The sequence below is a fragment of the Paracoccus sp. (in: a-proteobacteria) genome (assembly GCF_030538655.1).
Classification (GTDB): Bacteria; Pseudomonadota; Alphaproteobacteria; order Rhodobacterales; family Rhodobacteraceae; genus Paracoccus.
This window is the reverse complement of record NZ_JAUNTO010000004.1, coordinates 128,589-153,877: the sequence shown is the minus strand read 5'-3', so window position 1 is coordinate 153,877 and position 25,289 is coordinate 128,589. Positions and strand designations below refer to the sequence as shown.

Annotated in this window: 22 protein-coding genes; 10 read left to right on the top strand and 12 right to left on the bottom strand. The window is 63.1% G+C overall.

Annotation, left to right across the window (positions count from 1 at the left end):
• Window positions 1-128 precede the first annotated feature (128 nt).
• Window positions 129-1,469, top strand: coding sequence for a calcium-binding protein (locus Q4G22_RS04545; RefSeq protein ID WP_303384711.1), 1,341 nt, complete (start codon window positions 129-131; stop codon window positions 1,467-1,469).
• A 90-nt stretch (window positions 1,470-1,559) separates the two neighbouring features.
• On the opposite strand, the gene zapE is transcribed toward Q4G22_RS04545, so the two are convergent.
• From zapE to Q4G22_RS04530, 3 genes are all read right to left on the bottom strand, one after another.
• Entirely contained in the window at window positions 1,560-2,660 is a 1,101-nt protein-coding gene (gene zapE / locus Q4G22_RS04540; protein ID WP_303384710.1) for a cell division protein ZapE, read from the bottom strand.
• Window positions 2,661-2,734: 74 nt separating this feature from the next.
• The gene (locus tag Q4G22_RS04535) at window positions 2,735-3,346 is read right to left on the bottom strand and encodes a DUF6778 family protein (protein WP_303384709.1); all 612 of its coding nucleotides are present in this window, start codon (window positions 3,344-3,346) and stop codon (window positions 2,735-2,737) included.
• A gap of 98 nt (window positions 3,347-3,444) precedes the next feature.
• Window positions 3,445-4,449, bottom strand: coding sequence for a D-glycerate dehydrogenase (locus tag Q4G22_RS04530; protein ID WP_303384708.1), 1,005 nt, complete (start codon window positions 4,447-4,449; stop codon window positions 3,445-3,447).
• A 202-nt stretch (window positions 4,450-4,651) separates the two neighbouring features.
• Between Q4G22_RS04530 and Q4G22_RS04525 the strand changes: the two genes are divergently transcribed.
• The 9 genes from Q4G22_RS04525 (at window position 4,652) to Q4G22_RS04485 (ending at window position 12,333) form a co-directional block, all read left to right on the top strand.
• Window positions 4,652-5,176 carry an SH3 domain-containing protein gene (locus Q4G22_RS04525; protein ID WP_303384728.1) on the top strand — a complete coding sequence of 175 codons (525 nt, stop codon included), beginning with the start codon at window positions 4,652-4,654 and terminating at the stop codon, window positions 5,174-5,176.
• Between the two features lie 585 nt (window positions 5,177-5,761).
• A complete protein-coding gene (gene napF, locus Q4G22_RS04520; RefSeq protein ID WP_303384707.1) occupies window positions 5,762-6,280 on the top strand; it encodes a ferredoxin-type protein NapF in 519 nt (172 codons plus the stop codon).
• The gene (locus tag Q4G22_RS04515; RefSeq protein WP_303384706.1) at window positions 6,277-6,564 is read left to right on the top strand and encodes a chaperone NapD; all 288 of its coding nucleotides are present in this window, start codon (window positions 6,277-6,279) and stop codon (window positions 6,562-6,564) included. The genes napF and Q4G22_RS04515 overlap by 4 nt, the downstream gene beginning before the upstream one ends.
• Window positions 6,561-9,053 (top strand): nitrate reductase catalytic subunit NapA, encoded by a 2,493-nt coding sequence (gene napA / locus Q4G22_RS04510; RefSeq protein ID WP_303384705.1) that lies wholly within the window; start codon window positions 6,561-6,563, stop codon window positions 9,051-9,053. Before Q4G22_RS04515 ends, napA begins: the two co-directional genes overlap by 4 nt.
• A gap of 30 nt (window positions 9,054-9,083) precedes the next feature.
• A complete protein-coding gene (napG, locus tag Q4G22_RS04505) occupies window positions 9,084-9,935 on the top strand; it encodes a ferredoxin-type protein NapG (RefSeq protein ID WP_303384704.1) in 852 nt (283 codons plus the stop codon).
• Window positions 9,932-10,846, top strand: coding sequence for a quinol dehydrogenase ferredoxin subunit NapH (gene napH / locus Q4G22_RS04500; RefSeq protein WP_303384703.1), 915 nt, complete (start codon window positions 9,932-9,934; stop codon window positions 10,844-10,846). Before napG ends, napH begins: the two co-directional genes overlap by 4 nt.
• Before the next feature lie 19 nt (window positions 10,847-10,865).
• Window positions 10,866-11,306, top strand: a complete 441-nt coding sequence (locus Q4G22_RS04495) for a nitrate reductase cytochrome c-type subunit (protein WP_303384702.1) — start codon at window positions 10,866-10,868, stop codon at window positions 11,304-11,306.
• A gap of 17 nt (window positions 11,307-11,323) precedes the next feature.
• Complete coding sequence (locus Q4G22_RS04490; RefSeq protein WP_303384701.1) at window positions 11,324-12,022, top strand: NapC/NirT family cytochrome c; 699 nt, start codon at window positions 11,324-11,326, stop codon at window positions 12,020-12,022.
• 50 nt (window positions 12,023-12,072) lie between these two features.
• On the top strand, window positions 12,073-12,333 hold the full coding sequence (locus Q4G22_RS04485) for a hypothetical protein (protein WP_303384700.1): 261 nt from the start codon (window positions 12,073-12,075) through the stop codon (window positions 12,331-12,333).
• Window positions 12,334-12,444: 111 nt separating this feature from the next.
• Here Q4G22_RS04485 and Q4G22_RS04480 read toward each other — a convergent pair whose 3' ends face one another.
• From Q4G22_RS04480 to Q4G22_RS04440, 9 genes are all read right to left on the bottom strand, one after another.
• Window positions 12,445-14,466, bottom strand: coding sequence for a M3 family metallopeptidase (locus Q4G22_RS04480; protein ID WP_303384699.1), 2,022 nt, complete (start codon window positions 14,464-14,466; stop codon window positions 12,445-12,447).
• A gap of 63 nt (window positions 14,467-14,529) precedes the next feature.
• A complete protein-coding gene (locus Q4G22_RS04475; RefSeq protein ID WP_303384698.1) occupies window positions 14,530-16,509 on the bottom strand; it encodes a 3'-5' exonuclease in 1,980 nt (659 codons plus the stop codon).
• Window positions 16,509-16,883 (bottom strand): response regulator transcription factor, encoded by a 375-nt coding sequence (locus Q4G22_RS04470; protein ID WP_303384697.1) that lies wholly within the window; start codon window positions 16,881-16,883, stop codon window positions 16,509-16,511. The genes Q4G22_RS04475 and Q4G22_RS04470 overlap by 1 nt, the downstream gene beginning before the upstream one ends.
• A gap of 9 nt (window positions 16,884-16,892) precedes the next feature.
• Window positions 16,893-17,399 carry a hypothetical protein gene (locus tag Q4G22_RS04465; protein WP_303384696.1) on the bottom strand — a complete coding sequence of 169 codons (507 nt, stop codon included), beginning with the start codon at window positions 17,397-17,399 and terminating at the stop codon, window positions 16,893-16,895.
• Entirely contained in the window at window positions 17,396-19,207 is a 1,812-nt protein-coding gene (locus Q4G22_RS04460) for a DUF294 nucleotidyltransferase-like domain-containing protein (RefSeq protein ID WP_303384695.1), read from the bottom strand. The genes Q4G22_RS04465 and Q4G22_RS04460 overlap by 4 nt, the downstream gene beginning before the upstream one ends.
• A 99-nt stretch (window positions 19,208-19,306) precedes the next feature.
• Complete coding sequence (locus tag Q4G22_RS04455; RefSeq protein ID WP_303384694.1) at window positions 19,307-21,121, bottom strand: sodium:solute symporter family protein; 1,815 nt, start codon at window positions 21,119-21,121, stop codon at window positions 19,307-19,309.
• A gap of 10 nt (window positions 21,122-21,131) precedes the next feature.
• The gene (locus tag Q4G22_RS04450; RefSeq protein ID WP_303384693.1) at window positions 21,132-21,389 is read right to left on the bottom strand and encodes a DUF4212 domain-containing protein; all 258 of its coding nucleotides are present in this window, start codon (window positions 21,387-21,389) and stop codon (window positions 21,132-21,134) included.
• A gap of 127 nt (window positions 21,390-21,516) precedes the next feature.
• Entirely contained in the window at window positions 21,517-23,442 is a 1,926-nt protein-coding gene (gene acs, locus Q4G22_RS04445) for an acetate--CoA ligase (protein WP_303384727.1), read from the bottom strand.
• Between the two features lie 208 nt (window positions 23,443-23,650).
• Complete coding sequence (locus Q4G22_RS04440) at window positions 23,651-25,252, bottom strand: SulP family inorganic anion transporter (protein WP_303384692.1); 1,602 nt, start codon at window positions 25,250-25,252, stop codon at window positions 23,651-23,653.
• Between the last annotated feature and the right edge of the window lie 37 nt (window positions 25,253-25,289).

Below are 25,289 nucleotides of genomic sequence, written 5' to 3'. Positions count from 1 at the left end.
AGATCACTGTTGCAGGGCCGCCCTTTTGGGGCGGCCTTTTTCATTAAAATCCCGTGTATTATATGGGCGACGTCGGGCAGTGCGATGTGTTACCTGCGAAACATCCTTTTATATTCACGGGGCGTTCCATGTCACAAATCACATTCCTCAAGCCGATGAATCTGACGGCAAAGACGAATTTTCATTTTCTGGATTTCGAGGATGGGCTGATCGACGGCTGGGTCTATTACGCTGGCGGCATAAAACTGCGAGCAACCTCGTATTTTGATGATTCGATGCGCGATCTGGATATTTACGTGAACGGCGTCAAAACCGTCGAAATGAAGGGGTTTCGTTTCAGCGTCGGTGGGGACTGGGCGGAAACGGCAATGATGACTGGCAACCTGCTGCCTTTCCTTCAACGGATCACCGCAGGAAATGATGTGATCACCGGCTCTGCCGGGAATGATGTCATCGATGCCGGCAGGGGGCATGACCGGATTGACGGCGGGACCGGCAACGACCTGATCTATGGCGGCGCGGGGGATGACACAATCAACGGCGGCGCGGGGGATGACCGGCTGTTCGGCGGCACGGGAAATGATACCTTTATCACCAGCAGCGGCCATGATGTGATTGATGGCGGCGCGGGCGTCGATGTCTTGCGCATCGCGGGCAATACAGGCGTGACCGTCAGCCTTGCCTCTACAGCGGTGCAATCGTTGGGAAATGGCGCTTCAGTCAAGCTGTCCGGCATCGAATCATTGATCGGAACTGGCGGCGCAGACCGGCTGACGGGCAATACAGACGCCAATCACATCGACGGCAGGGCCGGGAATGACTGGATCTTTGGCGGGGCCGGAAATGATACCTTGCTGGGCGGGGCCGGCAATGACACGTTACTGGGTGGGGCCGGTTATGACCTGCTGAATGGCGGTATCGGGAATGACCGATTGGACGGCGGCATCGGGAATGACACGCTTTTGGGCGGTGACGTGAATGATACCCTGCTGGGGGGCTACGGTCGCGAGTCGCTGGACGGCGGCCGCGGCGATGACCTGCTGTATGGCTGCGCGGGGGATGACATTCTGATTGGCGGTGCGGGTAAGGACACCCTGCGCGGCGGGGCCAATAATGATACGCTGCGCGGCGGTGCGGGCCACGATTCGCTGGATGGCGGGGCCGGGCGCGATATTCTGGAAGGTGGCGCGGGCAACGATATTTTAATCGGCGGTCGTGGCAATGACCTGCTGACAGGTGGCGCTGGTGCGGATCGCTTTGTCTTTTCCAAGGGCGACGGTCAGGATCAGATCATGGATTTCCAAAACGGGATCGACCAGATTATCTTTCGGTCGGGGGCGAAAAGCTTTGACGATCTGGATATTCAGGGGACCAGTTACCTGACTAAAATCACTTATGGCAGCGACAGCATTACCCTGCTCAATACAGACCACAGCCTGATCGACGCTTCGGATTTTATCTTTGGCTGAGCCGATCAAAGGGGGCGCTCGCGCCCCCTCTTGGCCTTGCGGCCAATTCACCCCCTGAGGATATTTTCAAACGAAAGACAGGCTGGGGGATCAGGCCGGTTTACCCCAGTTGGCATCCTGCATTTCCCGCAACCGGCTGGCGGTGCGTTCAAATTCAAAACTGCCTTCGCCTTCCATATACAACCGTTCGGGTTCGTCTGCGGCGCTGGCAATCAGGCGGACGCGGGCTTCGTAAAGCGTGTCGATCAGGGTGACGAAGCGTTTTGCCTCGTTATAGTTCGACTGTCCAAGGCGCGGGATGCCGTCGATCATCAGCACTTCGAGCGCGGCGGCAATGGCAAGATAGTCGGCGGGGCCAAGCGGTTTGCCGCAAAGATCCCAGAACCCCGCACGCGCGACCCCATCGGCATGGGCAGGCAGTTCCACCTGACGCCCCTGCACCGGCAGGATCAGTGGCTGGCCTTGGGCATGGCCAGTCAAGTCGTTCCAGATTTCATCCATTTCAGTGGTCGCCTGCACATTCACAGGCGCGAACCAGACCTGCCCGCCGCCAACGCGGCCCTGTCGCCAGTCGTTTTCGCTGACCAGTTCGACGACCTCCATCCTTTCGCGGATCAGGGCGATGAAGGGCAAGAAAAGCTGGCGGTTCAGGCCGTGTTTATACAGATCCTCTGGTGCGCGGTTCGAGGTGGTGACGACGATCACGCCCTGTTCGAACAGGATCTGGAACAGCCGCCCCACGATCATCGCATCAGCGATGTCGGTGATCTGCATTTCATCAAAGCACAGCAGCCGGGTTTCGGCGGCGACGCGCAGGGCGACCGGGCGCACGGCATCCGCCGCGCCGCTTTTGCGGGCTTCGTTCAGCCCGGCGTGGATTTCCTGCATGAATTGGTGGAAATGCACCCGGCGTTTGGTGACAGTATCGGCGGCATCGACGATCAGATCCATCAACATGGATTTGCCGCGTCCGACGCCGCCCCACAGATACAACCCCTTTGCCGCGACGGGCGCAGGGGCCGGGGCGCGGCCCAGCCAGCTGCGCCAGCCGCTGGCGGCGGCGGCGGGCGGGGTCGCGCTGACGGCATCCACCACGCGATCAAGATGCGGTAAAACAGCGGCTTGCGCCGGATCAGCGGCAATTTTGCCCTGGGCGATACGCTGGCGGTAAAGATCGGAAACGCGGCTCATGTTCCGCCGATGCCACAGGGGGCCAAGGCGTTGCAAGGGCGGATCAGCATATGACCCGCCCTTGCCCGTTCGGATCAGCGGCCCGTGCGGTTAAAGGCGCCGCGCGGGTCTTGGGACGGCAGGCCCAGCCAGTGGCGGGTGACAGCGGCCAGGTGCTGGGTGATTTCAACCTTTTGGGTAAAGCCGCGCGCATCGGCATCGGTTGCCGCCACGCCGACCAGCGCCGCCTTGTCGGCGCGGATCTCTTGCGCGGGGATCAGCGTTTCGCCGGTGCGGGCATCCGTGACCGTCACGGTATAGCGGATGTCGTGGACACCGACGTTACCTTCCATCGCGCGCGCCTTGGGGGTGAGAGCGTGGAACTGGCTGATGGTGGCATTGATAACCACCGGCTGACCGCCACGCAGGCCCGAAGCACCGTCGCGAATCCCTTGCGCGACGATGGCCGCGGCCTGTGCCCGACGGTCGCCCTGCGGATCGCCGTGCCACACGATGTCGGCGTCGGGGACATAGCTGTTAACCTCGGTCGTGGTCAGGGTCTGCGGCGCATTGACCCGGACATCGGCAACGCGCCAATTGGCTGTCGTTACGGGGTTCAGCTGTTCATACTGCGTTTCCCAGCTGTTCCGGGCGCAGCCGGTTATGCCCAGGATCAGGGCAACGGCAACGACAATGGATTTCAACATCGGCATATTCCTTTCTGGTCGCCCCGATCCGGGCGTCTGCGCGGTCAGAAAAACCACATAAGATCAATAAGCACAAGACGTTAGCACAGGTCAGATGCTTAGATCATCCCCGGCACGACCAGATCCGGCGGACGGTGGCCATCGGCAAAGGTCTTGATATTGATGATGACTTTTTCGCCCATCTCGGCCCGTCCCTCGATCGTGGCCGACCCCATATGCGGCAGCAGCACGACATTGGGCAGTTCGCGCAGGCGGGGGTTGATCTCGTGCCCGTGTTCGAACACGTCCAGCCCCGCGCCTGCGATCTCACCCGCGCGCAGCATCCGGGTCAGCGCATTTTCGTCGATCACCTCGCCGCGCGAGGTGTTGACGATCACGGCCGAGGGCTTCAGCAGCTTGAGCCGCCGGGCATTCAGCAGATGGAAGGTGCTGGGCGTATGCGGCGCGTTGATGCTGATGATGTCCATCCGGGCCAGCATCTGATCGAGGCTTTCCCAATAAGTCGCCTGCAATTCACCCTCGATTTCCGGGCGCAGGCGCTTGCGGTTGTGGTAATGCACCTGCATCCCAAAGGCATTGGCCCGGCGTGCAACGGCCTGCCCGATGCGACCCATGCCCAGAATGCCCAGCCTGCGCCCGCCGACCCGACCGCCCAGATGCCCGGTCGGCGACCAGCCCTTCCAGCGACCACCTTGCATTTCAGCCAGACCTTCGGGGATACGGCGGGTGACGGCCAGAATCAGCGCCATGGTCATGTCGGCGGTATCCTCGGTCACGACACCGGGGGTGTTCGACACCAGCACGCCGCGCTGCCGGGCACTGGTCACGTCGATATGGTCAACCCCCGCGCCATAGTTGGCGATCAGCTTCAGCCGGTCGCCGCCCTGCGCCAGCATATTGGCGTCGATCCGGTCGGTGATCGTGGGCACCAGAACGTCGCTGTCGCGCATCGCGGCAACCAGTTCGTCGCGCGACATCCGGCTGTCGTCGGGGCGCAGGGAAACGTCGAACAGTTCCTTCATCCGGGTTTCCACCGCTTCGGGCAGACGACGGGTGACGGCGACCTTCAGCCGGGGGCGGGAACTGGGGGCAGAGGCGATCATCATGACCTCACTTTCTGGTGGACGGGCGGGCCGCACCCTTTTCAAGCGCAGCAGCTTTTGGCAAACTGCCCGCGTTAAGCCAAAGGCACAAGACCCCCGGCACAAGGGGCGGGCAGGATCGCGGCAGATCGTCGCAAGAAGGACAGGAATAAAGATGCACACAGGGCTGAGGGCCGGGCTGGCCGCAATCGGATTTGCGGTGATGGGAACGATGGCCTGGGCCGATGGCGACGCACAGCCGCTGGTTCTGGCGCAGGCCGTCAGCGCCGATGCACAGATTTCGCGTAATGCCGCGCCCGACCGGGGGGCAGTCACGAACCTGCCGCTGCCGCGCTATGTCAGCCTGAAAGGGTCCGAGGGTAATGCCCGGCGCGGTCCCAGCCTGTCGCACCGCATCGACTGGGTATTTCGCCATGCCGGGATGCCGTTGCGCGTGGTCGCCGAATTCGGCCACTGGCGCCGGGTCGAGGATCGCGATGGCGCCGGCGGTTGGGTGCATTACGCGCTATTGTCGGGCGTGCGCACCGCGCTGATCGAAACCGACATGGCTGCGCTGCATTCCCGCCCCGACGAAAACGCCGAGGTTGTGGCGCGGGCCGAGGCGGGGGCCATTGTCCGCCTTGGGGAATGCAACCCGAACTGGTGCCGCGTCACCGGCGGTGGTCAGCGTGGCTGGATCAGCAAGGCCGACATCTGGGGCGTGGACGCCGACGAACTGCGTGACTGACTGCGGCATTGGCAGGATCCCCCTGCCAGGATGTGGACAGTGCCTCAGGCCCCGATCCTCTCTGCCGTTATCTGCCCGGATCACCCCCACGACGGCCAGCAGGCGATTGTCGATAGCCTTCTGGACCTGAGGGCCGACCTTGCACATCTGATCGACGCCCTCGGCCAGACCTTCGCTGCGTTGCTCACGAACAACCGACGAGGGGGACGAAGCGCCCTTTCGTTACAGCGGCGCGAATTACCGCTTTGACATCAGTAACAAAGAGATAGCGCTATGTACTATCCCTACGTAAAGACAGGCAGCCTTTCTCATTCCAGAACGCTTACTTAGAAGCCGTGGGCGGGAGGACTTAATCCGTCGAAACCGGGCTTTCATATGGTTGGTTGCCAGAATCCCACCCGTAATGCGTGATGTGATGAAACCCTGCCGCCAAGGCTCTGTTTTATGGCTGCGGCTGATTTGCATTGCCGCAGAAACTCGATATGTTCGGGGTGACATATCCATTTAATCTGTGCGCACTCTCGCCATCTGGATGAGTTTGCTATAAAATATGGCAAACTCATATCCAGCCCGGTTGCGCAGCCAATGTCCGCCACGCCATCCGCCCGCCGCAATTTCCTCAGAGGTCGTTTTCAGCGGCTTGATGATGACGCAATGCAACCACCATGGGCGGTGGCGGATATGGTCGATCTGTGCACAAGCTGCGGCGATTGCGCGCGCGCCTGCCCTCAGGGGATTATTCTGCGCGATGCGGACCATCGCCCGGTGGTCGATCTGCATCGCGATGCCTGCACCTTTTGCCGCGCTTGCGCCGATGCCTGCGAAACCGGCGCGTTGGACCCTGCCCTGCCGCTGGACTGGCCATGGCGGGCAAATGTAACGCTGGACAACTGCCTGTCGGCGCAGGGCGTTTATTGCCGTGCCTGCGAAGACAGTTGCGACGCGCTGGCGATCCGGTTCCGGCTGGCCGTCGGGGGGCGGTCGCTGCCCATAATTGACTTTGGTCAATGCACCGGCTGCGGCGCTTGTGCCAGTGTTTGTCCAAATCAGGCTGTGGGCTTTGCCCGCCATGCGGCCATTCAAAAAGAAAAGGCAAAAGAATGAATATCTGCGGCTGTCTTGTCCATGTTGCGCCCGCGTCGCTTGATTCGGCACGGGATGCCATTGCGGCCATGGATGGCGTCGAAGTTCATGCCGCGACCAATGATGGCCGTCTGGTCGTCGTGGTCGAGGATACGGCCGACAAACGCGCCTCGGACATCATCATGGCCGTTCATCAGGTGCCGGGCGTTTTATCGCTGACCCTGAATTATCATCATTTCGAAGACCTGACCCAAGCTCAGGCTGCCTCTCAGCCAGCCCCCGAAAGCCAGAGGACCGACGCATGACCATCTCGCAATCCCGCCGCACGTTCATCAAGGCAACCGCCGCCGCCAGCACCGCCGCAGCGGCTGGTATTCCGCTGGCGACCGGCCCGGCCATGGCGCAGGTGCGCACCCCCGACATCCGCTGGGACAAGGCGCCCTGCCGGTTCTGCGGCACCGGCTGTTCGGTGCTGGTCGGCACCAAGGATGGCCGCGTCGTCGCCACGCAGGGCGACCCGGATGCGCCGGTGAACCGTGGCCTGAACTGCATCAAGGGCTATTTCCTGTCCAAGATCATGTATGGTCAGGACCGGCTGACCATGCCGCTGCTGCGCAAGCGCAATGGCGTCTATGACAAGAACGGCGATTTCACCCCGGTCAGCTGGGACGAAGCCTTTGACATTATGGCCGAAAAATGGAAACAGGCGCTGAGCACCAAAGGCCCCGAAGCGGTCGGCATGTTCGGTTCCGGCCAGTGGACCATCTGGGAAGGCTATGCAGCGTCCAAGCTGATGAAGGCGGGCTTTCGGTCGAACAACCTTGACCCGAACGCGCGCCACTGCATGGCATCCGCCGTCGTGGGCTTTATGCGCAGCTTTGGCATTGACGAGCCGATGGGCTGTTATGACGATTTCGAGGCCGCCGACACCTTTGTCCTTTGGGGCAGCAATATGGCGGAGATGCACCCGATCCTGTGGTCGCGCCTGACCGACACGCGCCTGACCAAGCCGGGGGCCGAAGTTCACGTCCTGTCCACTTATGAACACCGCAGCTTTGAATTGGCCGACAATGGCATGGTATTCAAGCCGCAGACCGATCTGGCGATCCTGAACTATATCGCCAATTACATCATCCAGAACGACGCGGTGAACTGGGATTTCCTGAACAACCACGTCAACCTGATGAAGACCGCGACCGACATCGGTTATGGCCTGCGCGACGAGGTGCCGCTGCAACAAGAGGCGGCGAATCCCAATGACGGCACGATGACGCCGATTGATTTCGACGAATATGCCGCATCCGTGGCGGAATATACTGTCGATAAGGTCGCCGAACTGTCCGGCGTGCCTGCGCATCAGTTGGAACGTCTGGCCCAGCAATATGCCGACCCGAACCGCAAGGTCATGTCGCTGTGGACCATGGGCTTTAACCAGCATACGCGCGGGTCTTGGGTGAACTCGCTGTGCTATAACGTGCATCTGCTGACCGGCAAGATCTCGGAACCCGGCAACTCGCCGTTCTCGCTGACCGGCCAGCCCTCGGCCTGCGGCACCGCGCGCGAGGTGGGGACCTTTGCCCACCGTCTGCCCGCCGATATGGTGGTCACGAACGAAGAACACCGCCGCCATACCGAAGACCTGTGGCAATTGCCCGAAGGCACGATCCCCGACAAGGTTGGCTTCCACGCGGTCGAACAGCATCGCAAGCTGAAAGACGGGGTGCTGAACGCCTATTGGGTGCAATGCACCAACAACATGCAGGCCGCCGCCAACATGAACGAGGAAGGTCTGCCCGGCTATCGCAACCCGGACAACTTCATCGTCGTGTCGGACCCCTACCCGACCGTCACCACCATGACCGCCGACCTGATCCTGCCCACCGCCATGTGGGTGGAAAAAGAGGGCGCCTATGGCAACGCCGAACGCCGCACCCAGTTCTGGCGCCAGCAGGTTTCGGCTCCGGGCGAGGCGCGCTCGGACGTGTGGCAGGTGATGGAGTTTTCCAAACGCTTCACCGTCGAAGAGGTCTGGCCCGCCGATCTGATCGCCAAGAAACCCGAACTGGCCGGCAAGACGCTGTTCGAGGTGCTGTTCGCCAATGGCACTGTGGACAAATACCCGGTGTCCGAGGTGGCCGAGGGCTTTGACAATCAGGAAAGCCAGCACTTTGGTTTCTACGTCCAAAAGGGCCTGTTCGAGGAATATGCCGCCTTTGGCCGGGGCCATGCGCATGATCTGGCCCCGTTCGAGACCTATCATCAGGCGCGCGGGCTGCGTTGGCCGGTCGTCGATGGCAAGGAAACGCTGTATCGTTTCCGCGAAGGTTACGACCCCTATGTCGAGGCCGGGTCGGGCGTGCAGTTCTATGGCTACCCCGACAAAAAGGCCAAGCTGATTTTTGCCCCCTATGAACCCGCAGCCGAGGAACCCAACGAAGAGTTCGACCTGTGGTTGTGCACGGGGCGGGTGCTGGAACATTGGCATTCCGGGTCGATGACCCGCCGCGTGCCGGAACTGCACCGGGCCTTCCCCTCGGCGGTGGTGTTCATGCACCCCGATGATGCTGCCGACCGCGGCTTGCGTCGCGGGCAGGACATCCGCATTTCCAGCCCGCGCGGGGAAATGCTCAGCCGGTTGGAAACGCGGGGGCGGAATAAACCGCCGCGCGGGCTGGTGTTCGTGCCGTTCTTTGACGAAAGCCAGCTTATCAACATGCTGACGCTGGACGCGACTTGTCCTCTGTCGAAAGAGACAGACTTCAAGAAATGCGCCTGCAAGGTCGAACGCGCCTGATCCGTGGCCAGCCATTGAAAGACGCCAGCCATGCGACCCGCCGCCAAGCCAGCCCACCCCGACCGCCGCCGGTTCCTGACGGATACCGCGCGGATGGCGGGCGGCTGTCTGGTGGCGGGGGCGGGGCTGGCATGGCTGGCCCGCGACGCCCGCGCCCTGCCGGCCGAGGCACTGCGCCCGCCCGGCGCGCTGCCTGAACGCGATTTTCTGGCTGCCTGCATCCGTTGCGGGCTGTGTGTGCGCGATTGTCCCTATGACACCCTGGTGCTGGCCGAACTGGGCCGCGACGGCCCGGCCACCGGCACCCCCTATTTCACCGCCCGTGATATTCCGTGCGAGATGTGCGACGATATTCCATGCGTCGCCGCCTGCCCCACTGGCGCGCTGGACCCGGCGCTGACCAATATCGACGATGCGCGTATGGGCACCGCTGTTCTGGTCGATCAGGAAAATTGCCTGAACTTTCTGGGGCTGCGCTGCGATGTCTGCTATCGCGTCTGCCCGGTGATCGACAAGGCGATCACGTTGGACATGTCGCACAACCCGCGTTCGGGCCATCACGCCATCTTTGCCCCCACTGTCCACGCCGACCACTGCACCGGCTGCGGCGTCTGTGAAAAGGCCTGCGTCCTGCCCGAAGCCGCGATCAAGGTGCTGCCCATCCGGCTGGCGCGGGGATCATCGGCGGAACATTACTTGCGCGGGTGGGAAGAACAGGAACGCAAGGGCGGCCCGGTGGTCGAGGGGATACAGGGCCTGCCCGCCCGCCTGCCCGAAGGCGCGCCCACGCTGCCCTCGCTTGATCCGGCGCTGAACCCGATGGACATGGGCGGCGGCGATTTCGTGCCCACCTTCCAACTGCCGGGCGGAGGTGGCCAATGAAACCCACCACCAAAGCCACCGTTTCTGCTAGGGCTGCCGGACGCGAGGCGATCGAGGCAAAAGGCTGGATCGGCGCGCATCGTTTCCTGATCCTGCGCCGGATCAGTCAGGCGGGCTTTCTGCTGCTGTTCCTGCTGGGGCCGTGGTTCGGCATCTGGTGGGTCGCGGGCAATCTGGCCGGGTCGCGCACGCTGGACGTGCTGCCGCTGACCGACCCGCTGATCCTGCTGCAAGCCATCGTCGCGGGGCATTGGCCCGAACTGACCGCGCTGGTCGGCGGGGTGATCGTGCTGGCGGCCTATGCGCTGATCGGCGGGCGGGTTTATTGTTCATGGGTCTGCCCGATCAACCCGGTGACGGATGCGGCGCATTGGCTGCACGACCGGCTTGGCCTGCAAAAAGGCTGGCAACCCAAGCGCAGCACGCGGTTCTGGCTGCTTGGCACGGTGCTGGCGGTCTCTGCGCTGACGGGCGCTATCGCATGGGAAATCGTGAACCCCGTGACCATGCTGCATCGCGGGCTGGTGTTTGGCATGGGCTTTGTCTGGGCCATGGTCGCCGCCGTGTTCCTGTTCGATCTGCTGGTGTCGCGGCGCGGCTGGTGCGGGCATATCTGCCCGGTCGGTGCCTTTTACAGCTTTGTCGGCAGCAAAAGCCTGTTGCGCGTCAGCGCCCGTAACCGCGCGGCCTGCGATGACTGTATGGATTGCTTTGCCGTCTGCCCGGAAAATCAGGTGATCTCGCCCGCGCTGCGTGGCAAGGGCCACGACACACCGCTGATCCTGTCGCCTGACTGCACCAATTGCGGGCGCTGCATCGACGTCTGTTCGGTCAACGTCTTTAACTTCACCCATCGTTTCGACAACCGCGTCAGCCCCCCGGCTGATGCCCCCGATCAAAAAGCCGCCTGATATGCAACGGAGAATCCAGATGAAGCTAGTGGTCCTTGCCGGAGTTTCCGCAACCGCAATCCTGCTGACCCTGACTGGTCTGGCAACAGCCCAGTCCTCGGGCGAGGTGCGCACCCTGCGCGGTGCCGATGTTCAGCAGGTGCTGCCTGCCGACGACATCCATCGCCAGCTGGAGGGGCGGATGTCGCGTAACTATCGCCAGCAACCGCCCTTGGTGCCGCATAGCATCGACCAGTATCAGATCGACATGCGCAACAACCAGTGCCTTGCCTGCCACGACTGGACCAATGCCGGTGAACGTGGCGCGCCCACCCTGTCGATGACGCATTATCAGGACCGCGAGGGCAATCAGCTTGACCAGATCCCCGGCACCCGCTGGTTCTGCAACGCCTGCCATGTGCCGCAGGCCAACGCGCCCGATCTGGTGCGCAACATCTTCCAGCCGTCCACCGGCAACTGACATAAAGGGGGAAAGTGATGGCGGATCAAAATGGCGCACCCAAGCGCAACATCCTGCGCAGGCTATGGGACGGGTTCTTCAGCCCGACTTCGGTTCTCAGCATCGGCTTTCTGCTGATCGCGGGCTTTATCGGCGGCATCCTGTTCTGGGGCGGGTTCCACTGGTCGCTGGAAATGACCAACACCGAAGAGTTCTGCACCTCGTGTCACACGATGGAGGTGAACCTGGGCGAATACCGCGAGACGGTTCACTATAACAACCATTCCGGCGTGCGGGCGATCTGTTCGGATTGCCACGTCCCGCATGAATGGAACCACAAGATCAAGGCCAAGATCATGGCGGTAAAGGACGTTTACCACGAAATCGCCGGCACCATTTCCACCCCCGAGAAATACGAGGAACACCGTCTGGCCATGGCATCCGCCGTGTGGCGCAAGATGAAGGCATCCGACAGCCGCGAATGTCGCAACTGCCATGCCTTTGATTATATGGACTTTACCATGCAGGAACGCCGCGCGGCAGATTCGCATCAGCGCGCCATCGACACCGGCATGACCTGCATCGACTGCCATCAGGGCATCGCGCACAAGCTGGCCCCCGGCTCGCAAGAGGAATACCGCCGTGTCGTGAACGAGCTGACCGAACAGGGCGTTATCGCTGCGCCTCCGTCCGATATGGCAGCGGTTCAATCGTGGATCAGCACCGCGTCGCAGTAACAGATTTCGCAGGCCGCCCGGCGGTCTGCCCAACAGGGAACCCCCCCGCCATGCTCAGCTTTCTTGATTTTCTTGGCACCCTTGGCAGCAATGTCATCGGCTTTCCGGGCATCCTTGGCCTTGCCTTCGGGATGATGACCCGAAACTGGATCATTGCCGCACTGGCCGGGGCCGTGGTCGGCGTGATCCAGACCTTTATCTTCAGCGACCGGACGGTTCTGTTCACCTATGAGATGAGCATCGCCATCGCGGTCGGCATCACCTTTGCCATATTGGGCTGCGCCATCCGCCATCGGGGCGCAACGGTATAAGGGGCGGCGCATCCCTGCCCGTGATTTCGGACAGGGATCAGCAGAACCCTTGCATCGGCGGGCAAGTCAGCCCGCCGCTTTTTGCGTATTGATACAGGGGTCGCGTCGGGTTCAGATCAGGCCGCGCCCGCGCAGCAGCGGTTCGACGCCCGGCATCTTGCCGCGAAAGGCCAGCCACAGGTCTTCGGCCGGGGCTGATCCGCCGCGCGACAGGATCGTATCTTCCAGCCGCTTTGCCGTTGCCGGATCGAACACATCGCCGGTTTCCTCGAACGCGGCAAAGGCATCGGCATCCATGACCTCGGACCACAGATAGCTGTAATACCCGGCAGAATATCCGTCGCCCGAAAACACATGGCTGAAATGCGGTGTGGCGTGGCGCATGGGGATGGCAGGCGGCGCGTCCAGTTCAGCCAGCAGTCGCGCCTGACGCGCCATCGGGTCATCGGGCGGGGTGGCGCTGTGAAAATCCAGATCGACCAGCGCCGATTGCAGATACTCCATCGAGGCAAAGCCCTGCCCGGCCCGGTCGGCATCCAGAATACGCTGGCGCAGCGCATCGGGCATCGGCGCACCAGTTTCAAAATGCCGGGCATGGGCCTGCAACACCTGCGGCTGATCCAGCCAATGTTCATAAAGCTGGCTGGGCAGTTCCACAAAGTCCCGCGCGACCGAGGTGCCCGCCAGCGAAGGCCAGGTTACATCCGACAGGATATGGTGCGTCGCATGGCCGAATTCGTGGAACAGCGTCTTGGCATCGTCCCATGACAGAAAGGCCGGCGCGCCGTCGCTGGCAGGCGGAGTAAAGTTGCAGACGTTCACCACGATGGGCCGCTGCCCCGCGCCAATCTTGTGCTGCATCTGCATCGCCGAACACCATGCCCCCGACCGCTTGCCGGGCCGGGCATAGTAATCGCCGATGAAAATCGCCATCTGCCGCCCGTCGCGCATCACCCGCCACGCCCGCGCCGACCTATCCCACAGCGGCGCGTCGAATGGCTGAAACTCTAGCCCGAACAGGCGGTTAGCGGTGTCGAATACGGCGCCCAGCATGGCGTCCAGCGTCAGATAGGGCTTGATCTCCGCCTCATCCAGATCGTGTTCAGCGCGGCGGCGACGTTCGGCATAATGGCGCCAGTCCCACGGTTCCAACGCGCCGTTGATGCCGTCAGCACGCAGCATCTCGGTCAGGGCGGCCTGATCCTGTTCGGCGCGGGCACGGGCCGGGTGCCAGACCTGCATCAGCAGATCGCGCACCCGATCCGCCGATCCGGCCATTTCCGGTTCCAGCTTGTAGGCGGCGAAATCGTCATAGCCCAGCAGGCGCGCGCGTTCATGGCGCAACGACAGAATTTCTGCCACGATGGCACCGTTATCCGTATCTGCGCCGCCCGCACCCTGCCCTGACCCACGCGCCACCCATGCGCGGAAGGCAGCTTCCCTCAACGCGCGGTCGGTCGCATATTCCAGAAACGGCACGATCAGCGATCGCGACAGCGTGACGACATGGCCATCCATCCCGCGTTCGCGCGCCGCCGCCGCCATCGACCGCAGCAGCCAATCGGGCAGCCCCGCCAGCCCGGCATCGGGCACCGGCAGGACATAATCCCTCTCATCCGTCAGCACGTTTTGCGAAAACTGCGTGGTCAGCACGGCCAGACGGTTGCGGATCGCGGCCATGCGATCACGCGACGCCCCCTCCAGCCCCGCGCCCGAGCGACGGAACCCGCGCAAGCTGAGATCGACCAGACGGGCATCCTCGGGCGACAGGCCACCCGCCTCGGCCACCGCCTGAACCCGCCGATACAGCCGCGCATCCATGCTGATCTTGCTGCCATAAGCGGCCAGTTTGGGCGCAAAATCGCGCTGCAACGCCTCGCGCGCGGGATTCGAGGCGACCCCGGCCAGCGTATAGAACACCGCCAGCACACGGTTCAGCCCGTCTTCGGCCTGCTCCATGGCCGCCAGCGTATTGGCGAAGTCCGGCGGCGCGGGGTCGGTGGCGATGGCCTCATGCGCGGCCTGGGCAGCAGCCAGTTCGGCGTCCACCACGGCGGCGAAATCATCATCCGCGATCAGATCGAAACGCGGCAACCCCTGGGGGCCGGACCATTGCACCAGTTCACGGTTCATCGCACACCTCTTGCCAGCGAAAGGCTCAGGCTAGCGCCACGCTCCTGCCGGTGCAACCAGCGGTCACGCCTTGTCCCGCGCCATCGCCGGATGGGCAACGATATTGGCATCTTCGATCAGGCGGCGGTGCTTTTTGGCCTCTGCCAGCACATCTTCGAACCTGTCCAGACCCTTGGCGGACAGGGCTTCGATCAGGCGCAGGAACGCCTCGGCGGTGGCCACGGTGTCGCCCATGGCGGTGTGGCGGTCTTCGGGCGGAATGACGATGCCCAGCCGTTCGGTCAGCGCATCCAGCGTATGCACCGCCGATTGCCCGTAAACCATCGCCGACAGCAGCACCGTATCCAGCACGCGGTTATCAAAATGCGCCCCGGTTTCCGGTGCGGCCGAGCGTAGAAAGCCCATATCGAACGGCGCGTTATGGGCGACCAGAACCGCCCCTTCGGCAAAGTGGTGAAAGGCGTTCAGCGCCGCCGTCATATCGGGTGCATCGGCCACCATTTCATCGGTGACGTGATGCACCGCGGTCGAGGCGGGCGGGATCGGGCGACCCGGATTGACCAGCGTGTCAAACCGCTCGCCGGTCAGTCGCCCGCGCGCGATGCGCACCCCGGCGATCTGCACGATCCGGTCTGACGGTGACAGCCCGGTGGTTTCGGTATCAAAGACCACGCAGGTCAGATCCGCCAGCCGCGACGATGCCGCCCCGCGCCCGGCCAAGGCAAAATCATAGGTCAGCCCACCGCCACCACCACCGGCACGCGCAACCGGCAAAGGCAGGATCAGGCGGCCATCACCGTTCAGCGCCTCGGCCCAGATGCCGGTGGCCTGCGCCGACAGCAGGTCCGCGCCGGTGCGTTCGGGCAGGTCGGGGTCGGGCGGCGTATCCAGCCACGCCTCCAGCCGGTCCATCGGCAGCGCCTTGCCCTGCCAATGCAGCACCAGATGCGCCTCGCCCGAGCCGGTTTCGCCGGGTTCGACGGTCAGGCACGGCTCATACCCCTCGGCCCGCAGGCAGTTGTTCAGCATGACCAGCAGCGCGTTCATCGCCCCGGCATCCGCCAGAAAATCGACGGCGGGGGCATCGTCCGCCAGAACCAGTCCGGTGGCCAGTTCCTTTAATGAGGCACGCGCCGCCGGGGCCGTCTCGGCCATGGCCTGAGACAGATCGCGCATGGCACGGGCCAGCCCCTGCCCCTCGGCCTGCAAAGCTTGGGCAAGCGCGGGCGGGATCGGACCGTCCAGCGTTTCCAGCATCGGAATCAGCGTCGCCGAATGCCGCCGCAGCGATTCCAGCGCCGAACGCGACATCGGCCTGTCGGCAGGGCGGTCGCGCAGGATCAGCAGAATCGCCCCATCCAGCGCCCGCATCCGCCCGGTCAGGGTGTCGTCATGCGTGGTGATGCATGTCAGATCGGTGGCCTCGGCCCCTGCCGCCAGCCGCGCCCGCGCCGCATCCACCGCCCCGGATCGCAGGAAACGGTCCAGCGGGCGGTCCAGACCCAGACCAGGCAGCAGACGCGCCGCCGACGCGTTATAGAACACCACCCGCCCGGCATTGTCGGTCATCACCGCACCCGCGCCGAAATCCGACAAGATCGCCTCAAGCGTCGTCTTTTCCCGCGCCAGATCCGAGGCATGTTCCTGAATCGCTGCCGCCAGCCGCTCGGCCTGCTGCGCGCGCGCCTCGGCGGCCGCATGGGCCGCGGGGCCAAGATCGGCCAGATAGCGTGATTCCTCTAGATCCGGGGCGGCGCCGGTGCGCAGCCCCCCGGCCAAGGTCTCGATCGGTTTGGCGACATTGCGGTCGAACAGATACCACACCCCGACGATCAGCACCGCCGCACCAAAGACACCGACCACCCCGGCCGCCGTCAACGCCGCAGACGCCCCCGGCACTGTTTGCCCCAGATAGCCAAGGTTGGCCTCGGTCAACCGCCGCCCGGCCAACAGCAGCCCAAGGGCAAACATCGCCGCGACACCCGCCGACAGGCCCAGAAAGATCAGCAGAACGCGCAGCCGCAACGACAGGCGCGTCAGCATCAGGCGGCCCCCTGTTCCAACAGCCGTGTCATTTCGGCGCGCAACTCCGACAGCTCGAACGGTTTGGCGATAAAGCCATCGGCCCCAAGCGCCAGCCCCTTGCGCCGTTCCACCACCGAGCCGCGCGCAGTCATCATCAGCACCCGCACCGATTTCAGATCGGGATCGGCCCGCAGATCCTGCACGATCTGATAACCCGAGACCTCGGGCAGCATCACATCCAGCAGCACCAGATCAGGTCGTTCGGCCCGGATCGCCTCGACCGCGCCGGCCCCGGTTGCCAGCCGGGAATGGTTATACCCCTCACGGCTGAGCAGATAATCCAGCGCGATGGCGATGTTATCCTCGTCCTCGATCACCATGATGCGCGCCATGACACCTCCCTATCCCCCCTTGCATACGGCGGCAAAAGCCGGGTCATCCGGCGCGGCCACCTGCCATTCCCCTTGCGGCAGGCGCATCCTCTCACCCGCGCAATCGAAATCCTGCCGGATCATATAGCCCTTGCCGCGCCGTTCGATCAGCGTGATCTGCGCGCTGCGCACACCATCCGCGCCGGTCGTTATGCTGCCCCGGTCCAGCGTGGCATAGCGCACCGTCACCGGCACCACATAGGACCACGGCGCCCAGGGAAAGCTGGTCTGGCCGCTGACCAGCACTTCGGCTTCGGCGGGCAGCCGGTCCACCATGCGGCCATACCAGGCGTAATCGTTCCAGACGGAATAGAGAATCATCGCCGCACCGATCCCCGCAGGCAGCAGCCAGCGCGGCAGATCAACCCCCGCCTTGCGCAGACCGTGCATCAGCGCAAACAACAGCGCCGCCGTGCCAATCGCAATCCCGACCACGCCCAGAATATCGGCGGCAATGCCGTCGGCCGCACTGTTCATCCCAGCATCCCCTTGCCGTGGCCGATGGCCGATTGCATCCCGCGCACCACCACAAAGGCATCGCGCAGGTGACTGCGTTCAAAATCAGGCAGCGCGGCGGGGGCCAGAAAGTTGTCGGGCTTTTTGCCCGCGCGCACCTCGGCGGCCTGCGCCTCCAGCCGTATGGTCTGGATCAGATCATAGGCCGCGATCAGATCACGCCCGCCGGTTTGCGACACCACCCCGGCTTCGGTCGCCACCTCCAGCCGGGCACGGGTGTTGACCGCCATCAGCCGCCCTTGCAGCGCATAGACACGCGCCAGATCGGTGATCGGCACGACGCCGTTCATCTTCATGTCGATCTCGTGACGATGCTCGCCCGAGCGCACCGTGGCAAAGCCGCCGATCAGCCCCAGAGGCGGGCGATGTTTCAGCGAGTTCGACACCATATGCGCCACAAAGATCGAATTGCGCGCCGCCATGTCCAGCGTATCGGTATGCAATCCTTCCAGCAGGGTTTCATCCCCGCCGATGGCGCGCAGATCGAACATGACGCTGGCCAGCATCTGCGCCTCGGGCGAGGGCTTGTCGATCCAGCCCCTGAAATAGCTGCGCCAGACCGGCAGAGGCTGCCGCCAACGCGGGTTCGTCGCCATCATATCGCCGGGGCAATAGACATAGCCGCATTCGTTCAGGCCATCGCTGACGATCCGTGCCAGTTCGGCGAAATAGGGCTCGTCCGCATCCGCCCCCTCGGCCAGAATCAGGCAGTTGTCCTGATCCGATACGCCGGTCTGTTCCTGCCGCCCCTGCGACCCGCAGGCCGCCCACAGATAGGCGGCGGGCGGCGGGCCAAGCCGGTCCTCGGCCAGACGCAGCAGGCGGCGCGTCACCGCATCGGCGATGTCGGTGATCATCCGCGTCACAACCTCGTGCCGCTGATGGCCGGCGACCAGCGAGACCAGCAGTTCGGGGATGCGCCGCGTCACCAAGGCCATCTCGGCCACGTTGCGGGCATCCGCCACCTCGCGGATCAGCACGGATGCCGACACCGCCTGCACCCGCATCAGATCGGTCTGGGTAATCATCCCGACAAAACGACCGTTTTCAATCACCGGCAAATGCCCGATGCGCCGTTCCAACATCAGGTTCAGCACGTCATAGCCAAGCGAGGCGGGCGACAGCGTAATCGGGTTCGCGGTCATGATCTGGCTGACGGCCGCATCAGGGGACATGCCATCGGCCACCACGCGGTTCGACATATCGCGGATGGTGACGATCCCGATCAGCGCGCCCGTTTCATCGGTGACGCCAAGGCTGCTGACATGGGCATCGCGCATTTGCTGCGCCGCCTGAACCACCGTTGTATCTGGCGGGCAGGACACGGCGCCACGGTTCAGCAGGTCAGACACTTTCAGCGTGGCAATCGGCGCGCCGCGATCCGCAGGCCCCTTGCCCCGGTCAAAAAACCGCGCCACCGCCGGGGTGCTGGCGATCAATTCCATCACCGTATCGCGGGGCAGCATCAGAACCGTGCTGTCCGTCGCCGCCGTCGCATTCGTCACCGCCACCCCATCACGCAGCAAACCGCGTTCGCCAAAGGAATTGCGCGGCCCCAGTTCTGACACGGAATCGCCGTTGGCATCCGTCACGGCGATCTGCCCGGTCTCGATCAGATACAGACCGGGCAGCAGATCGCCCTGGGCGTAAATCGTCTCGCCTGCGGCATAAGTCCTGCGGCTGAAGGAGCCGGCGACACGCGCCAGCTCTTCCCGCGACAGGCTGTCATAGGGGTGAACCGTTTCGATAAAGGCTGTGATCTTTTCCACCGCTTGCCCCTTTGCGAACACGGGTCGGGATACTTGCTTGCCCGAATACCCGCTTTGGAAACCGCGCCCCCAAGGCAGGGGGCGCGGCCAGTTCAAAGATCAGTGCGACTGCGCCGCACCCGCGCCGCGCGGCACGCGGACCGAGTCGATCAGGTCTTGCACATCCTGCGGCACCGGCTTGTCAGACTTCGAGATCAGATAAGCGACCACAAAGTTCAGCAGCGCGCCGATGGCACCAAAGGACTGCGGACCGACGCCCATGATCCAGTTGGCCGGAATATCCTCAAGCTGGTTGGTGCCGGGGATAAAGAACCAGCCCTTGTAGATGAAGATATAGACGCAGGTCGAAACCAGACCGACGATCATGCCCCAGACCGCACCCTTGCCGGTGATGGTCTTGCTGAAGATACCCATCATCAGCGCCGGGAAGATCGTGGCGGCCGCGATACCAAAGGCCAGCGCCACGGTCTGCGCGGCAAAGCCCGGCGGGTTCAGCCCCAGCAGCGTCGCAACCAGAATGGCGACCGCCATCGAGATACGCGCATACAGCAGTTCCTGCTTTTCCGAGATATTCGGATTCAGCGTCTTTTTAATCAGGTCATGCGACACCGCCGACGAAATCGCCAGCAGCAGCCCCGCCGCCGTGGACAGCGCCGCCGCCAGCGCACCGGCCGCCACGATGGCGATAACCCAACCCGGCAGGTTGGCGATTTCCGGGTTGGCCAGAACCATGATGTCATTGTTGACGGTGGTCAGTTCGTTGCCGACCAGCCCCTGTTCCTCGATCACACGCTGCAACTCGGGCGAATTCGCCACGCCTGCCTCGTTGTAATACTGGATGAGACCGTCGCCGTTCTTGTCTTCCCACGCCAGCAGGCCGGTGGTCTGCCAGGTGCGCATCCATTGCAGATGCGGCGCGGTTTCGATGTCGGTCAGCGACACCGCGGGCTGGCTGAAGGTCTGGCCCGTTTCCGCACCCGGCCACATGGTCGTGGACAGGTTCAGACGCGCCATCGAACCGACCGCCGGAGCGACCGTATACAGCAGCGCGATGAACACCAGCGCCCACCCGGCCGAGGACCGCGCGTCAGACACTTTCGGCACGGTAAAGAACCGGATGATGACATGCGGCAGACCCGCCGTGCCGATCATCAGCGACAGCGTGAACAGCAGCATGTTGAAGGTGCCCAGATGGTGCCCGGTATAAGACCGGAAGCCCAGATCCGTCACCACCTGATCCAGCTTGTGCAGGAACAGCATGTCCGACCCGCTATGCGTGCCGATCAGCCCCAGCTGCGGGAAGAAGTTGCCCGTCAGTTGCAGCGAGATGAACACCGCCGGAATGGTATAGGCGATAATCAGCACGATATATTGCGCCACCTGCGTATAGGTAATGCCCTTCATGCCGCCCAGCACCGCATAGGCGAATACCAGCGCCGCGCCGATCCACAGACCCGTGGCGTTCGACACCTCAAGATAGCGCGAAAAGGTCACGCCCACGCCGGTCATCTGACCGATCACGTAGGTGGTCGAAATGATAATCAGACAGATCACCCCGACCAGACGCGCGGTCTGCGAATAGAAACGATCCGCGATGAATTCCGGCACGGTGAACTTGCCGAACTTGCGCAGGTAAGGCGCCAGCAGCAGCGCCAACAGCACATAGCCGCCGGTCCAGCCCATCAGATAGGACGAGTTGTCATAGCCCACAAAGGCAATCAGACCCGCCATCGAGATGAACGAGGCCGCCGACATCCAGTCCGCGCCCGTCGCCATGCCGTTCATCACCGGATGAACGCCCTGGTTTGCGGCATAGAATTCGGCGGTAGAACCGGCCCGCGCCCACAGGGCGATGCCGATATAGATCGCAAAGGTAATCCCGATGACGATCAGGTTAAGCGTAAATTGGTCCATGATCCGCCCCTTATTCGTCCACGCCGTATTCACGGTCGAGACGGTTCATCCGCCACGCATACCAGAAGATCAGCACGATAAAGACCAGGATCGAGCCTTGCTGCGCGAACCAGAAGCCAAGATCACTGCCCCCCACGGGAATCCCCTGCAACATCGGCCGCAGGATGATCCCGAAGCCGAACGAAACCAGCGCCCAGATGGCAAGGCAGATCCAGATGATCCGCACGTTTGCCGCCCAATAGGCATTTGATGAATGCTTGTCGCTCATGTCTTTATGGTTCCCTCCCTTTTAGACATGTCCCACCCTGCCGCGCTGGTCAGGCGCACCCGGTGCGCGGCAATTTCCGGGTGCGTTTGCCGGGGCAAAAGGGGCGCACAAGGGCGCCCCGCCTTGTTCAGCCCCGGTTCATCCGATTTTCGATCAGCTCATCCACAACGCCGGGTTCAGCCAGCGTCGAGGTGTCGCCAAGGCTGCCAAAGTCGTTTTCGGCGATCTTGCGCAGAATACGGCGCATGATCTTGCCGGAACGGGTCTTGGGCAGGCCCGGAGACCACTGGATCAGGTCCGGGCTGGCGATGGGGCCGATTTCCGTGCGCACCCATTTCACCAGATCGGCGCGCAGTTCATCGGACGGCTCGATCCCGTTCATCAGGGTGACATAGGCATAGATGCCCTGCCCCTTCAGCGGATGCGGATAGCCGACCACAGCGGCCTCGGCGACCTTTTCATGGGCGACCAGCGCCGATTCCACCTCGGCCGTGCCCATGCGGTGGCCGCTGACGTTGATGACGTCATCCACCCGCCCGGTGATCCAGTAATAGCCGTCACTGTCGCGCCGACAGCCGTCGCCGCTGAAGTAATAGCCCTTGTATTGCTGGAAATACGCCTCTTGAAAGCGGTCGTGATCGCCCCACAGTGTGCGCATCTGTCCAGGCCAGCTGTCGCTGAAACACAGCACGCCCTCGGCTTCGGTTTCCTGCAACTTGCGGCCCGTCTGCGCATCCAGCACCACCGGCTTGACCCCGAAATAGGGGTTGGTCGCGGACCCCGGCTTGGCTTCGGTCGCGCCGGGCAGCGCGGTAATCATGTGCCCGCCGGTTTCGGTCTGCCAGAAGGTATCGACAATCGGGCATTTGCCCTTGCCGATGTTCTTGTCATACCAGTTCCATGCCTCGGGGTTGATCGGCTCGCCCACGGAACCCAGCACGCGCAGCTTGGACAGGTCGTATTTCGCGGGCCATTCCTCGCCCTTGCCCATCAGCGACCGGATCGCGGTTGGCGCGGTATAGAACTGGGTCACGCCATGCTTTTCGCAGACCTCCCAGAACCGGCCCGCGTCGGGAAAGGTCGGCACGCCTTCGAACATCACCGTCGTCGCGCCATTCGCCAGCGGCCCGTAAACGATATAGCTGTGCCCCGTGACCCAGCCCACATCGGCCGTGCACCAGAACACATCGCCGTCCTTGTAATCAAAGACATGCTGATGCGTCATCGAGGCATAGACCAGATAGCCGCCGGTGGTATGGACAACGCCCTTGGGCTTGCCGGTGGAACCACTGGTGTAAAGGATAAACAGCGGGTCTTCGGCCCCCATCGGGCGCGGCGGGCATTCGGGGCTGACCTGTTCCATCAGCGCCAGCACGTCCACATCGCGGCCCTGCACCCAGGTCGTCTGATCGCCGGTGTGTTTCACCACCAGACAGCGCACCTTATCGGAACAATGCAGCAAGGCGGCGTCGGTGTTTGATTTTAACGGCGTCCGCCGCCCGCCACGGGGGGCGGTGTCGGCGGTGATGACCAGCTTGGCCCCGCAATCGTTGATCCGGTTGGCCAGCGCATCGGGCGAGAAACCAGCGAAGACGATGGAATGGATCGCCCCGATCCGCGCGCAGGCCAGCATGGCATAGGCCGCCTCGGGGATCATCGGCAGATAGATCACCACCCGGTCGCCGCGCATCACGCCCTGCGACAGCAGCACGTTGGCCATCCGGTTCACCTTTTCGGACAGTTCCTTATAGGTGATATGCTGCGCCGGGGTCGCGGGATCATCGGGTTCGAAAATGATCGCCGTTTGCAGCGCGCGGTCGGCCAGATGCCGGTCCACGCAGTTATAGCAGGCGTTCAGAACGCCATCCTCGAACCACTTGATCTTGACCTTGCCAAAGGTGAAATCGGTGTCCTTGACCTTGGTATAAGGCTCGATCCAGTCCAGCCGCCTGCCTTCGCGGCCCCAGAACCCTTCGGGATCTTCAATCGATTCGTCATACATCGCGCGGTATTTCTCGGGCGAGATATGCGCGTTTTCAAAACCCGGCGGAATCGGATGCTTTTCAGTAGCTTGATCGGTCACGAGACCCCCTCCTCTCGTCTGTAAGACTTTTATTGTTGCCGATCCGGCGCAGATCGCAATCGGAAACAACATCCCTCGCGCCATGTTAATCACATAGAGGTGTCGCGCGTAAATACTTTTTTTGAAAGGAAAATTTTGTAAATTTATTGACGGAAACGGAACGCGAATTGTAAATCGTTCACAGGCCCGTCATCGCCCGTGCCTTATCCGGGGTATCTGCAAAGGCCAGATCATCATTCAGCATAGCACGAATCCGTGGCCGCGCGCCCGTTATCACCAGTGCGGTTTGCCGCTGCGACAGGCGGCGGCCAAAGTCGGCGATCATCTGTGCGCCGGTCGTATCCAGAAAGGTCACGCCCGCCATATCCAGCACCACCAGACGCGGCCGCGCCACGATCCGGTGCAGCAGCGATTCCATCCGCGCAACCGAGCCAAAAAACACCGGCCCGTTCAGATGGCAGGTAACGACATCTGGGTCACGCGTATTGAAACCCTCGCCCGGCACCGCCTCGGACAGTTGCGCCATACGGGCGATGAACACGGCACCGCCCAACGCCATGCCAATAATGATCCCCTCGGTCACGTCGCGGAAGATGGTTACAAGAAACGTCACCGCCATGGTGATCGCATCGCCCCGACTGATGCGGGCAAGGGCGGTAATGGCATGAACTTCAACCATATTCCACGCCACCACGGTCAGCAGCCCGGCCAGCCCGGCCAGCGGAATCGCCCCGGCCAACGGCGCGGCGACCATCAGCGTCACCAGCAGGATCGCCGCGTGGATGATGCCCGACCCCGGCCCCGACGACCCCGCGCGGACATTGGTGGCGGTGCGGGCAATTGTGCCGGTGGTGCAGAACCCGCCGAACAGCCCGGCACCGATATTGGCGATCCCCTGCCCGATCAGCTCATCATCGGCGCGCATCCGTGTGCCCGCCATCTGATCCGCCACCATCCCCGACAGCAGCGACTCAATCGCCCCCAGCAGGGTAAAACTGATCGCAAAGGGCAGTGCCGCGCGCATTGCATCCGTGCCGAGAACCGGCAGTTCCGGCATCGGCAGCCCGACAGGCAGCGCGCCAAAGCGATCGGCCACGGTTTCCACCGGCAGCGCCAGCCCGGCCAGCGTCGCCACCGCCACCGCGATCAGCAGCGACGGCAGGCGCGGCGCCCATCTTTGGCAGCCAAGGATCGTGGCAATGGTCAGCGCCGCAATGGCCAGGCTGGCCCCGCTGACCGTATCCCGCACCGCCAGCAAAGCCGGAATCTTTTCGATCAAAGGCCCCGGTTCCGCCCCCGGCAATTGCAGGCCGAACAGATCTTTCATCTGACTGGTCAGGATGATGACCCCAATGGCGGCGGTGAACCCGAGAATCACCGGATAGGGCACATAGCGGATCGTCCCGCCCATCCGAAACAGCCCCAGCAGTGCCAGCATCACCCCCGACATCATCGTGGCCAGGATCAGCCCCTGCACGCCAATCGCCGCCACGCAGGCCGACACCAGCACGATGAACGCCCCCGCCGGCCCGCCGATCTGATGCCGTGTGCCACCCATGGCACTGACTAGAAACCCGCCGACAATGGCCGTCACCAGCCCGCGATCCGGCCCAACTCCGCTGGCAATGGCAATCGCCATCGACAGGGGCAGCGCAACGATGGCGACGGTCAGCCCGGCTGACAGGTCGGCCCGGCGAAAGCGAAAGTCCAGAATGGCGGGGCGATAGAACATCAGGCCGTCACGGGTCTTGGAATGCTGCCACAGTTTCGCGCCAGACACGGCTTGTCAACGGCACGGGCAGGGCGCAGAAACACGA

Coding starts and splice junctions, on each gene's coding strand:
- Q4G22_RS04545 (WP_303384711.1), top strand. CDS start 129: ATGTCACAAATCACATTCCTCAAGCCGATGAATCTGACGGCAAAGACG.
- zapE (WP_303384710.1), bottom strand. CDS start 2,660: ATGAGCCGCGTTTCCGATCTTTACCGCCAGCGTATCGCCCAGGGCAAA.
- Q4G22_RS04535 (WP_303384709.1), bottom strand. CDS start 3,346: ATGTTGAAATCCATTGTCGTTGCCGTTGCCCTGATCCTGGGCATAACC.
- Q4G22_RS04530 (WP_303384708.1), bottom strand. CDS start 4,449: ATGATCGCCTCTGCCCCCAGTTCCCGCCCCCGGCTGAAGGTCGCCGTC.
- Q4G22_RS04525 (WP_303384728.1), top strand. CDS start 4,652: ATGGGAACGATGGCCTGGGCCGATGGCGACGCACAGCCGCTGGTTCTG.
- napF (WP_303384707.1), top strand. CDS start 5,762: ATGTCCGCCACGCCATCCGCCCGCCGCAATTTCCTCAGAGGTCGTTTT.
- Q4G22_RS04515 (WP_303384706.1), top strand. CDS start 6,277: ATGAATATCTGCGGCTGTCTTGTCCATGTTGCGCCCGCGTCGCTTGAT.
- napA (WP_303384705.1), top strand. CDS start 6,561: ATGACCATCTCGCAATCCCGCCGCACGTTCATCAAGGCAACCGCCGCC.
- napG (WP_303384704.1), top strand. CDS start 9,084: ATGCGACCCGCCGCCAAGCCAGCCCACCCCGACCGCCGCCGGTTCCTG.
- napH (WP_303384703.1), top strand. CDS start 9,932: ATGAAACCCACCACCAAAGCCACCGTTTCTGCTAGGGCTGCCGGACGC.
- Q4G22_RS04495 (WP_303384702.1), top strand. CDS start 10,866: ATGAAGCTAGTGGTCCTTGCCGGAGTTTCCGCAACCGCAATCCTGCTG.
- Q4G22_RS04490 (WP_303384701.1), top strand. CDS start 11,324: ATGGCGGATCAAAATGGCGCACCCAAGCGCAACATCCTGCGCAGGCTA.
- Q4G22_RS04485 (WP_303384700.1), top strand. CDS start 12,073: ATGCTCAGCTTTCTTGATTTTCTTGGCACCCTTGGCAGCAATGTCATC.
- Q4G22_RS04480 (WP_303384699.1), bottom strand. CDS start 14,466: ATGAACCGTGAACTGGTGCAATGGTCCGGCCCCCAGGGGTTGCCGCGT.
- Q4G22_RS04475 (WP_303384698.1), bottom strand. CDS start 16,509: ATGCTGACGCGCCTGTCGTTGCGGCTGCGCGTTCTGCTGATCTTTCTG.
- Q4G22_RS04470 (WP_303384697.1), bottom strand. CDS start 16,883: ATGGCGCGCATCATGGTGATCGAGGACGAGGATAACATCGCCATCGCG.
- Q4G22_RS04465 (WP_303384696.1), bottom strand. CDS start 17,399: ATGAACAGTGCGGCCGACGGCATTGCCGCCGATATTCTGGGCGTGGTC.
- Q4G22_RS04455 (WP_303384694.1), bottom strand. CDS start 21,121: ATGGACCAATTTACGCTTAACCTGATCGTCATCGGGATTACCTTTGCG.
- Q4G22_RS04450 (WP_303384693.1), bottom strand. CDS start 21,389: ATGAGCGACAAGCATTCATCAAATGCCTATTGGGCGGCAAACGTGCGG.